Annotated in this window: 9 protein-coding genes and 1 pseudogene; 4 read left to right on the forward strand and 6 right to left on the reverse strand. The window is 43.9% G+C overall.

Translation table 11 applies throughout. The annotated features are described in order from the left end of the window. The first annotated feature begins 128 nt into the window (after positions 1-128). On the forward strand, positions 129-1715 hold the full coding sequence (locus HMPREF9007_RS16355) for a glycoside hydrolase family 28 protein (protein WP_008761005.1): 1587 nt from the start codon (positions 129-131) through the stop codon (positions 1713-1715). Between the two features lie 232 nt (positions 1716-1947). On the opposite strand, the gene HMPREF9007_RS16350 is transcribed toward HMPREF9007_RS16355, so the two are convergent. Continuing rightward, positions 1948-6300 (reverse strand): hybrid sensor histidine kinase/response regulator transcription factor, encoded by a 4353-nt coding sequence (locus HMPREF9007_RS16350; protein WP_008761006.1) that lies wholly within the window; start codon positions 6298-6300, stop codon positions 1948-1950. 444 nt (positions 6301-6744) lie between these two features. Here HMPREF9007_RS16350 and HMPREF9007_RS16345 point away from each other — a divergent pair, with 444 nt between their 5' ends. The 3 genes from HMPREF9007_RS16345 to nagB are packed head-to-tail and all read left to right on the forward strand — an operon-like array spanning position 6745 to position 9829. After that, entirely contained in the window at positions 6745-7719 is a 975-nt protein-coding gene (locus HMPREF9007_RS16345) for a TIGR01212 family radical SAM protein (RefSeq protein WP_008761007.1), read from the forward strand. 55 nt (positions 7720-7774) lie between these two features. After that, a complete protein-coding gene (locus HMPREF9007_RS16340) occupies positions 7775-8971 on the forward strand; it encodes an FprA family A-type flavoprotein (protein ID WP_008761008.1) in 1197 nt (398 codons plus the stop codon). A 45-nt stretch (positions 8972-9016) separates the two neighbouring features. Continuing rightward, positions 9017-9829, forward strand: a complete 813-nt coding sequence (nagB, locus tag HMPREF9007_RS16335) for a glucosamine-6-phosphate deaminase (RefSeq protein ID WP_008761009.1) — start codon at positions 9017-9019, stop codon at positions 9827-9829. A gap of 122 nt (positions 9830-9951) precedes the next feature. On the opposite strand, the gene HMPREF9007_RS16330 is transcribed toward nagB, so the two are convergent. The 5 genes and pseudogenes from HMPREF9007_RS16330 to HMPREF9007_RS26000 form a co-directional block, all read right to left on the reverse strand. Beyond that, entirely contained in the window at positions 9952-10566 is a 615-nt protein-coding gene (locus HMPREF9007_RS16330; protein ID WP_008761010.1) for an L-threonylcarbamoyladenylate synthase, read from the reverse strand. 17 nt (positions 10567-10583) lie between these two features. Further along, positions 10584-13100, reverse strand: coding sequence for an AsmA-like C-terminal region-containing protein (locus tag HMPREF9007_RS16325; protein ID WP_008761011.1), 2517 nt, complete (start codon positions 13098-13100; stop codon positions 10584-10586). A 120-nt stretch (positions 13101-13220) separates the two neighbouring features. Then, positions 13221-15218 carry an AAA family ATPase gene (locus HMPREF9007_RS16320; protein ID WP_008761012.1) on the reverse strand — a complete coding sequence of 666 codons (1998 nt, stop codon included), beginning with the start codon at positions 15216-15218 and terminating at the stop codon, positions 13221-13223. 44 nt (positions 15219-15262) lie between these two features. Further along, a complete protein-coding gene (locus HMPREF9007_RS16315; protein ID WP_008761013.1) occupies positions 15263-16048 on the reverse strand; it encodes a Cof-type HAD-IIB family hydrolase in 786 nt (261 codons plus the stop codon). An 810-nt stretch (positions 16049-16858) separates the two neighbouring features. Further along, positions 16859-17054 (reverse strand): annotated as a pseudogene (locus HMPREF9007_RS26000) (IS5/IS1182 family transposase); the annotation flags it as partial.

Genomic DNA, 17054 nt, shown 5'->3' on the forward strand with positions numbered 1-17054 from the left:
TAATTGAACTTAGGGGGAGTAGACTTCCATTACTTTTGCTTGTGAAATGGGAAAAACATATCAATGAAGATATGGATATTTCTGTAAGTAGTTATCAATAGGAACCCGATAAAATAAATTAAAAAGAGATGAATGGAATTTTGAAAAAGGATTTGAGAGTTGTGCTGACAGGCGTTATGATATTTATATCATATCAGGTTTATTCAAATCCGGAAAGTGGAACAAAAGAACAGGGAGACGTATACAGGAATCTTCCGTTTTCAATGCCTGAAGTGAGCCAACCTTCCTTTCCCGATTATGAGGTTAATATCCGTGATTTCGGCGCACTCAGCGATGGTGTGACCTTGAACACAGAGGCGATAAACAATGCAATCAAGGCGGTAAGTTCCAAAGGAGGGGGGAAAGTTATCATACCCGAAGGATTATGGTTGACGGGGCCCGTCGTACTTTTGAGTAACGTTAATCTATATGCCGAGAAGAATGCTCTCATTGTATTTAGCAGCGATACATCTCTATATCCCATTATCGACACTTCTTTCGAAGGGCTGGACACTAAGCGCTGCCAATCGCCGATTTCGGCAATGAATGCTGAAAATATAGCCATCACCGGCAATGGTGTTTTCGATGGGGCAGGAGATAGATGGCGTCCGGTCAAGAAAGACAAGATGACGGAACGGCAATGGAAAAATCTGGTGAGTTCGGGTGGTAAAGTGGATGAGAACGGAAAAGTATGGTATCCTGATGCGGGTGCTTTGAAAGCTTCTGTACTTATGACCGGACAAAATAACGGGCAGAAAGAAATAACCGATGAAGAGTGGACTTACATGAAAAGCTGGTTGCGCCCTGTCATGCTGAGTATAGTAAAGAGCAAACGGATTCTGCTGGAAGGGGTGACTTTCAAGAACTCACCGGGCTGGTGTATCCATCCTTTGTCCTGCGAATCTTTGACTTTGAATGATGTGAAGGTGTTCAATCCTTGGTATTCGCAAAATGGCGATGCGCTGGATGTGGAGTCGTGTAAAAACGTACTGGTCACTAATTGTTTTTTTGATGCGGGGGATGATGCTATCTGTCTGAAATCGGGTAAAGATGAGGATGGACGCAGGCGGGGAGAATCTTGTGAGAATGTGATTATTAAGAATAATACGGTTTTGCATGGGCATGGCGGATTTGTAATCGGCAGCGAAATGTCCGGTGGTGTCCGGAATGTATACGTATCGGGCTGTTCTTTCGTGGGCACAGATGTCGGTTTGCGGTTTAAGAGTACCCGCGGACGTGGTGGCGTAGTGGAGAACATTTTCATAGATAATATCAACATGATTGATATTCCCAATGATGCTCTGACGATGGATTTGTATTATGCTGTCAATGACTTTCCGGAAACTCCGATACCGGATGTGAATGAGGAAACTCCTGTTTTCAGGAACATTTATATTTCAAATGTTCTTTGCAGAGGTGCGGGACGGGCAGTATATTTCAACGGGCTGCCGGAAATGCCTCTTAAGAATATCTTTATCAAGAACATGACTGTAACCAATGCCAAGAAAGGTATTGTAATCAATCAGGCTTCTCAGGTGAATATGGAGAATATCAAAGTGGAGGATCCCGAGGCTCCGGGCATACAGATAAAAAATGCTACAGGCATTATTATTAACGGGAAAGAATATAAAAAGGATTCCGGAAAAATGCTGCTTTCCGGAAATCAGCGGAATTAACAGATTCGGAACTGTTGCTAACTTATTGGAACATAGGGATAAATAAGTATCCTGCTAGCCAAAATCTTTTATGTCTTTAGTCGTTTTTCTTTCGTTGCACCTAGGTGAGACGAATGTGTTACCTAGGTGCTTCAGTTATCTGACCTGGGTGCTACAATTGTCTGACCTAGGTGCTACGAAAGAAAATAGCCGGTTATGGTGATTAATGAATGCGTACGGTCGGCTTCTTTTTTTATTTATTCTTCTCTTTATATTCGGAAGGCGTGATACCTACTACCTTCTTGAAGCATTTACTGAAATACTTCGGGTCATTGAAACCGGTCATATAGGCTACCTGTGAGAAATTATATTCCCCGCTGTCTATTAGCTGTGCTGCACGTTTGATGCGTACTTCACGTATGAAGTCTACAGGAGTCAGTCCGATGATGGACTTCAGTTTCCGATAGAAGATGGTGCGGCTGAGCATCAGATGCTCTGCAAATTCGTCGATGGTCAGTTCGGCATTATCCATCTGTTCTTCTATGAACTCCATTACCTTTTGCATGAATTGCTCGTCGTAGGGAGTAATCTGCGGTTGCGACGGGGTAAGAGCTTCTGCGACAGCTATTTCTTTCCCTTCCGTCAGTTTGGCCATATAGATTTCCTGCAAGGATTTGCGTTGGCGGAGCAGTGAAGCGATACGTGTTTTCAGATATGTGGCGCTGAAAGGTTTTGTGATATAGTCATCTATACCTTGCTCCAGTCCGGCAATCCTGTCATCCAAAGAGGCTTTTGCCGATAATACAATAATGGGAATGTGACAGATGTTATTGTTTTCTTTGATTTTCCGAATCATCTCCAAGCCGTCCATAACCGGCATCATTACGTCACTGATGATAAGATCGGGGATATTATCAACTGCGTGTTGCAATCCTTCTTTTCCGTTCGGAGCGGTGATAACAGTATAATTCTCAGACAAGATGTTTTTTAAGAAAGCTTTCAGTTCTTCATTGTCCTCAACCACCAATATAGTAAACGTATCCGGAGCCGCATTATTCTCCATATCTTCTTTGTCTTCCGCTTCTGGTCTTTTCTCAGTCTGGAGGCTGCTGTCCGGATGGGTAGTCGGACTTTGACTGTCATTCAGAATAAATTCCACCTGACTGTCTTGTTCGAAGACTTCTTTTTGAAGAGGCAGAGTTACCATGAAACGGCTTCCTGCTTCTGGTTCGCTCGTTACTTTGATTGTACCGTGATGCATGTCGACCATTTCTTTTACCAATGACAGGCCGATGCCGGAAGACGGTTGGAGCATATTCTGCTGTGCCAGTGTTTCGAAGCGCTGGAACAAAGTACGCAGTTTAGTCGGTTCAATTCCGATGCCTTCATCCACCACAGAGATTGTCACTTTATCTGTCTGTTTTGTCACTTCTATTGTAATCGCCTTCTCAGCCGGTGTATATTTGAATGCGTTGGATATCAGATTAAAGAATATCTTTTCAAACTTATCGCGGTCTATCCATGCATATATTGATTTAAGTTCGCTTTCCAACCGGAAATTAATCTTCTTTTCTTCTGCAATCAATCGGAAGTTGATCATTACTTTTTCAAGAAGTGGAATCAGGTCTGTCTTCTCCACCAGCACTTTCATCTTCTGATTCTGTATCTTACGGAAGTCCAGAATCTGATTCATGAGACGTAGCATACGTTCGGCATTCTTTTGTACCACAGTCAAGTGCTCACGGGCTGTGGCGGATAAGTCTTCATTTTCCAGAACTTCATTGACCGGACTGCTGATCAGAGTCAGCGGTGTCCGGAGTTCATGAGATATGTCAGTAAAGAAACGGAGCTTGATATTGGATAGTTGTTGCTCGATATCCACTTGGTGGCGCAACCGATAAATATAAAAAAGTACATATACGATACTGCCCGTAAAGAGAACGAAGAGAATAACGTAGAGCAGCCATGCCCAGCCCGTCTCCCAGAAAGTAGGCAGTACGTTGATGGATAAAGTGCGGATATTGTCCATCCATACGCCGTCGCTGTTGGTGGATTTGATTTGCAGTTTATATTTGCCGTTCGGCAAGTTGATGTAGCTGGCAGAACGGTTCTTGTCGCCGTCGTGCCACTCTTCTTCCAGTCCTTTCAGTCGGTATGCGTAACGGATTTCTTTGGAATCGACATAATCGAGTGCCGCAAACTGGAAAGTAACATTACGCTGAGAGGGAGTGAGGCGTAATTCTTCCAGATCGTCAATGGCGATGACAGAAGATTGTCCCTGCACTTTCAAACCGGTAAAGACAATGGGAGGAACATAGGAACTTTTCTGCATCTCTTTGGAAGAAATCTCAATGAAGCCCTTGTCTGTACCGAATACGATTTGATTTCGCGCGTTGATCACCGGTGCCGCTTCTGAGAAGTTAAATTCCTGGTGCAGAGAGTTAAGCCCGTAATTCTCAAAAGTCTCTCTTTGAGCGTCGAATTTGGATATAGCGTTTTCCGAAAGAATCCATAAGTTGCCTTGTTGATCTTCCTGCATGGCTTGTACCAAGTCCGAAGCCAGTCCGTCATCCGTTGTATATGTCTTGAACTCAATCTTGTTGCTGAGCAGGTTCTTGGATACGATTTGGCTGATGCCTCCCGTAAAGCTGGCTATATAGGTTCGTTTTTGCTTGTCGGTGTACGTATGCATCACATCATTTCCGCTCAGGCTGGTACTTATTCCTGACTCGCAACAATTACGATAAAACTTGATTTCTTCCGGTCTCTCAAATTGATTGGAGAAAGTCAGTAATCCGTTGGTGGTTCCTATTAACAGCACACCGCCCGGCGCTTCGGATATGTGGCGGACTTTCGAAGCGTAGCCGGTCGGGTAATTCTTCAACTCATTATCGCTGTGTATAAATTCTGTCTTACCGTCCTTATTGTAGGTTAGCAAATTGATTCCTCCGCCATAGCAGCCTATCCAGATACGTTTATGGCTATCTTGAAAAATGGAATATACACTGTTGCCACTCAAGCTGTATGGCATATTCGGTTGATGAGTGAATTGTTGTACGGAATAGGAATCCGGTGATTTTTTCTTTAACAGATAAATGCCGTTTTCTTTTGTTCCTATCCAGATATTGCCTTCATGATCTTCAAGAAAGCAATATACGCTTGTAAAACTCTGTTTGTCTTTGCTTATTTTTCCTTGTGGCGTCAGATAGCCTTCCAACTGTCCGTTCGGTTGGTACACTCTGATCACCTGTGCCTTCGAAGAAACCCACAGCCTCTTTTCACTGTCGCATAAAAAAGCGCGGGTCTCGAATCCATTGTCAATATGCACCAGATTATAGGTATGTGGAAAGAAGGACAATTTGTAAATGCCACGTGTACTGGTCAGCCAGCAGTTGCCTTGATTGTCCAGTGTGTAAAAGCGGACGAGCGGACTGAAAACAGACTTCGGATTGTTGCTGTCCTTCAGCATGGGTTTCAGTTCTTTGTTTTCACGGTCATAATAAGACAGATTCCCTTCCGGGGGGAGAACCCATAACGTGTGTTGCCGGTCTTCAAAGATCACATTCTTATTTTTCCGTTCATATCTGATCACTTCGTCGGCCGGTGTGAACAAATGCTGCATTTCCTCGGTGGATGGATTATAACGGATCACTCCTGTCGTTTGGGGGAATAGCCATAGTTCCTTGTAATGGTCTTGATAAACTGACTGTACGACGTTGGAAGGTTGCGTTGATGTGCGTATATCAATCAACTGGAATTCTTTTTCTTTTATCTTATAAATAATCAGTCCGTTATCTGTAGCCAGCAAAAGTGTATTGGAGTCAAACTTCTTGACTTCGTTAATCATCGAAACATGATAAGGAATCTCTATGAATTTGAATTGTCTGGTCTTAAAGTTGTAAGAGGCCAATTTGTCCGATTGGGAAACCAGATAAATAATTCCATCCGCTTCTTTAATATATTGGAACGGGAAATCGCTGTCTACCTGCTTCTTTCCTATGATAGAAATTCCTTTGTTGGTCAGTATCCATTCATCTCCTTCGGAATCTTCGAAAACGGTATATATCTTGTCTCCCTTCAAGTTTTGTTTGAAGGAGCTGTATAGAGTGATTCCTTTCCCCTGTTTGCAAAGTTGGTCATCTATGCGGATGGCGGCACATTCGTTTTGAAAGGTGATCCATGAGATTCCTTTGGAAAGGGTATAAATATGGTCGGCATAATTATTCGTTATCATCGTTTCTGCTACTGAACCTAAAATGTCGATGAACTTCTCTGTCTGATTGTCGAACATATACACCCGTCCGTCATAGGCTTGGCACCAGATATCCCCATATTTCGTTTCCGCTATCTGACTGATCCGGTTGGTATTCAGAATATAGCCGTCTTTGTAAGATGTCTTATAGTTTTTGAATGTATATCCGTCGAATTTATTCAGCCCGTTCCAGGTGCCGAACCATAGAAATCCTTTTTTGTCTTGTATGATCGTCTGTACTATTCCTTGAGACATTCCGTCATTGACGGAATAATGCTTGATCTGATAGGTAGGCTGGGCCACTAATATGCAAAAGTTAAAAAGAGAAATAAGAAGGAGCCAGGCGCGTTTCATAATATCGGTGTTTTTTGTTAGAACAAAAATAAGTAAAAGGATGGAAAACAAGAAGCCCGGACGCTACATTGAACGGATAATACGAAAGTTTGCCTATTTTTTCCTCCCTTTCGCTGTCTTGTCTGCCTGCTTATGCTAAAAATCCTCTTTATATTCTGTTTTTAGAACATAAAGAGGATAGTTTATTGACGAGAGTCGCATGGGGTATGGTGAGATGAAATCATAATTGGGGAATAATTGCACAAGACTTTCACAAGTATCCTCCCGTCAATGCTTAAAATCACACAAAACTAACTAAATAGTTTCTGCTTTCGCAATAAATATTAATTTATCTTATGCACTTTATGTTTTTTTTAATATATTGAAGATATTTTGGGGCATCTTTCCGTAACTCGCTGTTTTTTCTTATGTTTGCCACACAAATAACAAATGAATTAAATAGATATGTCTTATCAAATACAATATAATGATTTCCCAACCTTTCTGCGAAAACATTTTCCTTACAAAGTGCAGAAAATATCATTAAATGCCGGTTTTACTTGTCCTAATCGGGATGGGACGAAGGGATGGGGCGGTTGTACGTATTGCAATAACCAGACTTTCAACCCGGACTATTGCCGGACGGAAAAGTCGATTGCTACCCAACTGGAGGAGGGGAAATGTTTCTTTGCCCATAAATATCCGGAGATGAAATATCTGGCGTATTTCCAGGCATATACCAATACTTATGCAGAACTGGAAGGACTGAAACGTAAATATGAAGAGGCGTTGCAGGTAGACGGGGTAGTAGGATTGGTGATCGGTACGCGTCCGGATTGTATGCCGGAAGAACTGCTCCAGTATCTGGAAGAACTGAACCGCCATACATTCCTGATGGTGGAATATGGCATTGAGAGTGCCAGTGATGAGACATTGCGGCGTATCAATCGCGGACATACGTATGCGGATACGGTAGAGGCTGTTCAGCGTACCGCCGCCTGTGGCATACTGACGGGCGGGCACGTCATCCTCGGTCTTCCGGGAGAGACACATGATACAATGGTAGAGCAGGCAGGAATCCTTTCCGCGCTTCCTTTGTCCACACTCAAAATTCATCAGTTACAGTTGATTCGTGGTACTCGCATGGCGCATGAATACGAAGAGAATCCGGAAGGTTTTCATCTGTTTACGGAAGTGGACGAATATATTGACCTGGTGATTGACTATGTAGAGCATCTCCGCCCGGATCTGGTATTGGAACGTTTTGTTTCGCAGTCTCCCAAAGAATTGCTGATTGCTCCGGACTGGGGACTGAAGAATTATGAATTTGTAACTCGTTTGCAAAAAAGAATGAAAGAAAGGGGAGCTTATCAAGGTAAGAAGTACAGGGATTCAGAAAAAAGAGTTATTTTTGCGGAAGATAACTTCACCACAGAATAAATCTCTGTCCTCAGAGGATCATAGCTGGTGAGCAGAAATTAATTAAAGTTGAAGAATGGAACAGAAAACAAGAATTAAAGGAAATGTCCACTATGTGGGAGTAAATGACCGTAATAAACACCGTTTTGAGGCGTTATGGCCGTTGCCCTATGGAGTTTCGTATAACTCTTATTTGATTGATGATGAAATGGTGGCGTTGGTGGATACTGTAGATATCTGTTATTTTGAAGTCTACTTGCGCAAGATCAAGCAAGTAATCGGCGAACGTCCTATTAACTATTTGATTATAAATCACATGGAACCGGATCATTCGGGCTCCATCCGATTGATTAAACAACACTATCCGGATATTATTATTGTCGGCAATAAGCAAACCTTCGGTATGATTGAAGGATTCTACGGTGTTACCGGCGAGCAATATCTGGTGAAAGACGGAGACTTCCTTGCATTAGGCAAGCATATGCTTCGTTTCTATATGACTCCGATGGTGCACTGGCCCGAAACGATGATGACATTTGATGAAACGGACGGAATCCTTTTCTCAGGTGACGGATTCGGATGCTTTGGCACTGTAGACGGAGGATTTCTGGATACCCGTATCAATGTAGATAGGTACTGGGGTGAAATGGTGCGTTACTACTCCAATATCGTTGGCAAATACGGTAGTCCGGTACAGAAAGCCCTGCAAAAATTGGGAGGACTGCCTATCACTACCATTTGCTCTACACACGGACCGGTATGGACAGAGAATATTTCCAGGGTGATTGGTATCTACGACCGTCTGAGCCGTTATGATGCGGACGAAGGTGTGGTTATCGTATATGGCAGTATGTATGGAAATACGGAACAGATGGCGGAAGCTATTGCTGCGGAACTCTCAGCACAGGGAATCAGGAATATTGTGATGCACAATGTGACGAAGAGTCATCCTTCTTATATCCTTGCAGATATTTTCCGTTATAAAGGATTGATTGTCGGTTCTCCGACATACAGTAATCAGATATTCCCGGAAGTGGAATCGTTATTGTCTAAGATTCTGGTTCGCGAACTCAAAGGACGTTATTTGGGATACTTCGGTTCCTTCACCTGGGCAGGAGCTGCTGTGAAGCGTATGGCTGAATTTGCGGAAAAGAGTAAGTTCGAACTGGTAGGCGATCCGGTAGAGATGAAACAGGCGATGCAGGATATTACCTATACCCAGTGTGAGAATCTGGCACGTGCGATGGCGGACCGCTTGAAAAAAGACCGCTAAATAAAGAATGAACAATTATTTACTAACCTATAAAACAATCGACTTATGAGACTTATTATTCAGCCGGACTATCAGTCCGTATCTCAGTGGGCTGCACATTACGTTGCCGCAAAAATAAAAGCTGCCAACCCAACTCCGGAAAAACCTTTTGTATTGGGCTGTCCTACGGGATCTTCACCTCTGGGTATGTATAAAGCTTTGATCGATTTAAATAAGAAAGGAATCGTTTCTTTCCAGAACGTCGTAACATTTAATATGGATGAATATGTAGGCTTGCCGAAAGAACATCCGGAAAGCTATTACTCTTTTATGTGGAATAACTTCTTCAGCCATATCGATATCAAAAAGGAAAATACGAATATCCTGAACGGTAATGCTCCCGACCTGGATGCAGAATGTGCACGCTACGAGGAAAAGATTAAGTCTTATGGTGGCATCGACCTTTTCATGGGTGGCATTGGTCCAGACGGACACATCGCATTCAACGAACCGGGCTCTTCACTGACTTCCCGTACCCGTCAGAAAACGCTGACTACGGATACAATCATTGCGAACTCCCGTTTCTTTGACAACGATATTAACAAAGTTCCGAAGACAGCTCTGACTGTTGGTGTAGGCACTGTGCTTTCTGCTAAAGAAGTGATGATTATCGTAAATGGTCACAATAAGGCCCGCGCATTATATCATGCAGTAGAAGGTTCTATCACTCAGATGTGGACTATCAGTGCTTTGCAGATGCACGAAAAGGGTATTATCGTTTGTGACGATGCTGCTACGGAAGAGTTGAAAGTAGGTACTTACCGTTACTTCAAGGATATCGAAGCAGGTCATCTGGATCCGGAATCATTGATTAAGTAAGAAATATTCAGGCACGGATTTCACGGATTAACACGTTTTTTAGATATGTAATCTTTTAAAACCGTGAAATCCGTGTAGTCCGTGCCTGATTTATATATTCTCTAAGTTAATAGTCTTCGGGATTAAATCCCTTCCAGCCAGCCTTTTCCCTGACGGACAATTTCCGGTTCATCTTCTGTGCACTTCACTACTGTAGAAGGTTCTATGCCTCCTATTCCTCCGTCGATTACCAGATCCACGATATCACCGAACTTTTCGTCAATCAGTTCGGGATCGGTCATATATTCCAGATCTTCATGCTCATCATATGGCAGTGTGGTGGTCATAATAGGAGCATCCAGTAAGCGGGCGATTTCACGGATGATATTGTTGTCCGGCATACGGATACCCACCTCTTTTCGGTTACGGAAGATTTTGGGCAGCCGGTTGGTGCCATTCAGGATAAACGTGAACGGGCCGGGGAGATTATGCTTCATGAGCTTGAACTCATTATTACCCACTTTGGCATACTCGCTGATACTGCTTAGATCGTAGCAGATGATAGACAGGTTGTTTTTGCGCGGATCAATATCTTTGATCCGGCAAATCCGTTCAATAGCACGTTCTTTCAGCCCGTGGCATCCGATGGCGTACATCGTATCCGTAGGATAGATGATCAGTCCGCCGTCGTTCAGGATGTCGGTTACCCGTTGCAAGTCCTGCGGGTTATTGTTTTTATCGTACAGTTTCAGAAGCATACTCTCTTCTCCTTTTCTTATTTAAGTTTCTTCTTTAAGAAATCAAGTGCTTTCTCTGTAGCTTTTTCCGTCACTTTCTGTTTGATGGAATCTTTGTTGGCAGTCGTGGCAGAATCCAGTCCGAGCTTTTCTCCCAGTTTGCTGATCGCTTCGTCGGCTACGGATTCAAGTGCCTGATTGGCCATACTCTTTGTATCGACACTGACTTTCGGGGAAGTGAATGAACCTCCGATCTTCAGATCGAGCGTCATCAGCTTGGAAATGCCGGTGGATGCCGGAAGCTTGATCTTGCCGGAGTAGTCGATGGTCTGGTCAAGTCCTGTGCTACCGGAAAGATTCAGATTATAGTCACCCATTTTGATATCAAACGGTTTGGTTTCCACCCGTCCGTCTTTGATGGTGAAGTCCAGTGTCATATCTTTTACTTTCATTTCTTTCAGACTCGGTTGGCTGATGGCGTCGGCTATCTGGTCGATTGCTTTCACACCACTCAGACTGAGGTCGCGGGTAGACAAGCTGCCGTCTCCTTGCATCGTTTCCAGTACCGGGCTCATGGCTGCGTCCAGGTCGGTCAGCACATTGATGCTGCCGGAGAAGTTTCCTTTCAGGTTCTCAAAGATAGGAGCCAGTTGCTGAACCATATCCAGTTCTTTGTATGCCTGTGAGAAGTTGATATCCGACAGTTTGAATCCGGCTTTCATTTCCGGTTTCTTCGCATTGGCGGTAGAGTAATATCCGTTCATCACCACGTTGCCGCCCATAGTACCCATAGAAAGATTCTTCATATCTACCTTTCCGTCTTTGACAACAAGTTTACCGTTCATGTTGTTGAATGTCATCTTGTCAAACAGCACCTGTTTCAGATTGGCGTCCATCTGGAAGTCGATATTGCGCGGAACTTCTATCACGCCGGCAATCGCCGTGGAGTCTGTAGCAGCAGCTTCAGTAGTTGCAACGCTATCTGCGGAGGCTGTCATGAAATCATTCAGATTGAAATAATTGGAATGGATGTTCAGCGTTCCTTTCAGCGTAGTACCTTTCAGAGCATAGCCGATATAGTTTTCGAAACGGCTGTCGGCAGTAATATCGTTCTTACCGATATTGACCGTCGTTTCGCTCAGTTGCAGATATTTCGGGGTGAAGGTGAAGAGTGATTTCTTGATATCCACATCCGGCATATCCTGCATTTTCAGTTTCATATTGGTCAGACCGATGGTTCCGGAGGCTTTCATGTTGTCGTACTGTTCTTTCTCTATATAAGAAAGGCGTCCGGACATTTGCATATCGGCGTTGATGGTTCCGTTCAGTTCCATATCTCCCAAAGGATATACCTGTTTGATCATGCCCAGATCGAGCGTACCTTTTGCTTCAGCTTTGAAATCGGGGTCGCTGACCGGAGTTTTCACGTCCGCAGTCAGACTGAAAGGATTCCCTGCCAGACGGAAGCTGAACGGGTTGATTTGGATGCTGGTCAGGTCTATATTTCCTCCCGGATTCCGGACGTTGGCATTAATGTTGATCTGATCGACTCCTGCGGGCAGTGCCGGATAGCGGAACATAGCGTTCTTGACTTGCATATCGATGTTGAATGCGGGGACAGTATCTCCTTGCAGCGTACCTTTGGCTGATGCGGCAAGAGTAGCGGTTCCGTCTGTTTTCAGACTGGAGAATTCCGTTGCGTAAATGGCAGGAATCAAAGAAAGTATTTCCTTGAAGCCTACATCATTGGTATTGAGTTTGAGATCCATGTCGATGGCGGGATCTTTCAGTTCCACCCAACCGTCGATACCTGCCTGAATGGCATTGAGGCGAATGGTATTGTCTTTCAGTGTATACTTGTTGTTGGCAAGATCGGCGTCTACATCCATCTTGGCGGAGATGTTGGCGTTTGCAAGGAAAGGAATGCCATTCATCTTGTAAGTCAGTGATTTGGTTTCCGCTTCCAGTTTCAGCGTAGTGCGGTCACTGCCCAGGTCACCGGCACAAAGGGCGTTGAAATCACGGATGTCGGCATACATTTTACTTTGCTGGTCGTCATAAATCAAATTCATGTTCTTGATGACGAAACGTTGCAGCTTGACTTTGAAAGGAGATGACTCTTCTTCCGTGGCAGGCGTTTCCTGCGTATCTGTCGTGTCGGGCTTCATGATATCCCAGTTGACATGACCGTCCGGCAGGACGATGGCGTGCAGGCGGGTATCTTCTATGAATACTTTGGAAATGTCATAACCGCTGTCTCCGAAAAGGGAGAACAGATTGATGGTGGCAGTCACCTCTCCGGCTTGTACAAGGGTATCGTTTGCGAATTCTCCCGCGCCTTTCAGCCAGAAATCTTCGAGAGTAACAGAAGCCTGCGGAAAGTTGCGGAACAGGCTAATGTTGAGTTTCTTGAAATCAAATTGTGCATTGAGCATCTTGTTGCCTTCTGTTTTTACAATACCTGCTATCTTCCCTTGGAAGGCGAAAGGAAGGAGGAGCATCAGAATGATTATTACCCCTACAACGATAGCTGCGATTTTCAAACCTTTTTTCATTTGCTTTTCTTTTAAGAGTTTGACGTACATACGAAGGCAAAGTTAATAAAAAGTTTTTGATGTAAGATGATATTCAATAACTTTCACAATCAGAAGACTTCTGATACACTACCAACTTATTTATGATTTTTTCTTTCTGAGTTCTTCGGCAATTCTCCATTGTATGGCGGCTTCCACTTCTTTCCCCACTCTTAACAGGGCATCTCCGAAGAGCTCGTGTGCGCCGGCATGCTCGGGTTTCAGACTTGTAGCCTTGTCCAGGTCTGCAATTGCCCCTTCTGTATTATCGATTTTCAGACGCAGTTTTCCACGGTTGTACACAGCTTTAAAGTTTGCAGGATGAAGGCTGACAGCGGTATTGAAACAGTTTTCCGCATCAAAATACTCTTTGCTGTTGAACAAGGTGATTCCTTTCCGTATCCAGGCATCTATATAATTAGGATCGAGGCTGAGCGCTTTGTCATAATTGGCGATGGCGGCACGGGCGTCGTGGGCTTGGGTGATACATTCATTTCCCATTAACAGATATTCGTGGGCATATTGCCGCAGACGTTCCTGCTGTTCCCGCATTTGCTCTTTGAGCTTTTTGTTCTGCTCCTGCAAGGTGTTGATAATCCCCAGTTTCCGACGGATTAATCGGCGGGGAACAGGTTTCTCTATGTCATAACGGGAGTGAATGGCACGGAAAAATTGTTCCAGACATTCCTCCATATCCCCTTTGTCGAATGCACGTGCGGCAGCGGCATACTGAACATCGGCCTGTGCCTGTTTCAGGGCCTTATCGATGGCTTGCCGGTCGTTGAACCGTCCGGCAAAGTTTACGATCTCGGGACGCACAAAGATATCCGCCCGGTTGATCGGCTTTTTGAGTTGGATGCCATCCAGCGAGGTGCAGCGGCTGAGTGCTACATACGCCTGTCCGCCGGCAAATACACCTCCCGTGAAGTCAATCACTACCCTGCTGAAAGTCAGTCCCTGACTCTTGTGGACGGTAATGGCCCAGGCCAGCCGGATGGGATACTGGGTGAAGCTGCCCAGTACTTCCTCTTCAATCTCTTTTGTCTTTTCGTTGTAGCGATAGCGGATGTTGCGCCATGATTCCCGTTTTACATCGCATTCCTTGCCATCGTCGGTGATGACGTATATCGTTTCTTCTTCCTCGTCGATACCGGCAATCACTCCGATGGTACCGTTTACCCACCGGCGGTCGAAATCATTCTTGATAAAGATGATTTGAGCACCCGGTTTCAGAACGAGTTCCTGTGAGGTCGGCAGACTGCTTTCGGGAAAATCTCCTTCAATGCTTCCCTCAAAGGTGATCGGTTCTCCTGCCAGCTCGGCCAGTTTCTTCTCATTGATCGAGTCAACCGTATCCCTTCGGGTGGCAAGCGTGATGTACATATCGGCTTCCGATTCTTCGATATGGCTTCCGTATCGGGTGTTCAGCAGTTGCAGGTCGGCTGCTCCGGCGGTGTTGGTACGGATATGGTCGAGAACGCTGACAAAGACGGAATCAGTCTGCCGGTATACTTTCTGGAGTTCGATGGATACCAGATCGATCTGGCTGAATACTCTTGCCGAAAAGAAGTATGGAGTAGGATAGGCACGGTTCAGAATCTCCCTCTCGTCATTCTTCACGACAGGTTCCAGCTGGAAAACATCGCCTACCAATAACAACTGTTTGCCGCCGAAAGGTTCCCGTAAGTTATGCGAATATACACGTAAGATGCGGTCGATGGCATCAATGAGGTCCGCCCGTACCATAGAGATTTCGTCTATGATGACCAGTTCAATCTGTTCCAGTAATTTCCGGTGCGGTTTGGTGTACTTGAAGAACTCGTGAATGCGTCCTCTCTGGAGACTTAAATTCGGATCGTCCGGCAGTAACGGATAGAAGGGGAGTTTGAAGAAACTGTGCATCGTACTTCCTCCGGCGTTGATGGCTGCGATGCCGGTAGGTGCGAGAACGACATGTTTCTTCTTGGTATGTTCGCAGACATAACGTAGGAATGTAGATTTACCTGTACCCGCTTTTCCGGTCAGAAAAACCGACTGGCGGGTATACTGAATAAGATTCAGGGCGTCCTGAAAAGCTGCGTTATTAGTGTCTACGCTCATAAAGTTAGTGACGGATAAGCAGATGTGCTGACCGGATAAATGAATTAGATAATCCCGAAATGTTTCATAGCCTTGCTGATGCCGTCCTCATCAATGGGGGCTGTCACATAGTCGGCTGCGGCTTTTACATCCTCTTTGGCCTGCCCCATAGCGACTCCGATAGCTGCGTGGCGGAGCATGCTGATATCGTTTCCTCCGTCGCCGAAGGACATCGTTTCTTCCAACTTGATACCAAAGTGCCGGATGATTTCATCGATGCCTTTCTGTTTGGTATCGCCTTTGGCTGTGACATCCGCAAAAGCCGGATACCAGCGGCCTATTTCGCAAGTCGGGATGGATGGAAGCACTTCTTTTTCTTCTTCCTCCGTGATGAAGGGAGTCATCTGGATCACTTCCTTATTGCTTGCTTCTTCAAAGGAAACTGTCGGGATGACATTTACATGCAGGAAGTCATAAAAGATCTTCTTCACCATCTCATTCGGTTGGCAAACAGAGATATTATGCTCCTCCACGAAGATGCAGGGGACTCCTTTCTTTTCGCAGAAAGCAGCCATTGCTTTTACTTCTTCCTGCGGGATGGCACTTTTGTAAATTACTTCTTCTCCGACAAAACAATAGGCTCCGTTCATGGTTATATATCCATCGATCAGGTTCCGGTCCTGCAATTCGGAAAGATTGTTGATAATGGCTTTCGGGCGTCCGGTAGCGATAAATATTTTAAGCCCTTTTGCGTGGGTGGCTTCCAATGCCTCAATGGTAGAAGACGGGATACAGTGTGTTTCGAAACTAACCAGCGTTCCGTCTATATCAAAAAATAAAGCTTTCGTCATAAATTCCTTTTAGTCCAACTGTTGATATGTAGCAAAGATAATTCTTTTCGGTTATATAAACCTAATGAACAGATACAATTTCATGATTATATAATCGTCCCGCTTCTTTCTGCCTTATCAATTTTATATGTCTGTGTTGTGGTTCCATATCATTCTTATCATCGAAATGTTCTGTTTTTAAGATTACTATAGGAGAAAACAGCTCAAAAACTAATAAACTGGAGATTAAACTGCAAAAAAAACGCAATAATATGCAGAAAAGTAGGCTGATTCTGTATAAAACTGCATGATATATGTAGCTTTTTTGTAGAAAAAGCACCTGTTGGTTTTAAACCAAAGTGCCGTTGGTTTAAAACCAACGCGTCTTTCCTCACCGAGGAACTTATCTTTAGCCGATAGGGAGGTCATAAAAGAGGTGTTTTGAACTGATTTTTTTCTAGTTGATCTGTAAATATGGAGAGAAAAAAATAATATAATGTAGCTATACTTTTTTTATAGGGTTAAAAATGAAAGATAAAATGAGGAAAATCCTGCAATTAGATGTGTGAATGTCTCGGAAGGCAATACAGAGGAATATTGTATTTGTAAATGCACGCAGTTCTTTGGTTTTTCTTGAAAATTATGTGTAATTATCGTCTTCATAAATAGTGTAAATATTCTCTTTTTAAGAAAGGTGTTTTTTTAGTATGTCATACTGATAGCTACTTTTGATTTCCTCTTTTCTTGTCTGAAAATAGAAGGGGGCTGTGTCAAAACTAAGGCACATCCCCTTCTTTTTTTAATATAAAATAGTCATTCCTCTTTTTTTGTCTATGCGACTATTTTTTCAGTAATTAGGTAATAAGGCTTAATATTCGTCGTATTTTGAGTCACACGTGGTCTGATAAAGATAAATATAGTGTGTGCACTCCTTCTCTTTCCTGCTTTTAGTAGTTTTGTACACATTCTTTTTTGATATTAAAAGCTATGGCAAGAGGCAAGTCCATTGTAACCTTGTCTTCTCCCA

It is taken from the genome of Bacteroides sp. 1_1_14, assembly GCF_000162515.1.
In the GTDB taxonomy this organism is placed as follows: Bacteria; Bacteroidota; Bacteroidia; order Bacteroidales; family Bacteroidaceae; genus Bacteroides; species Bacteroides thetaiotaomicron.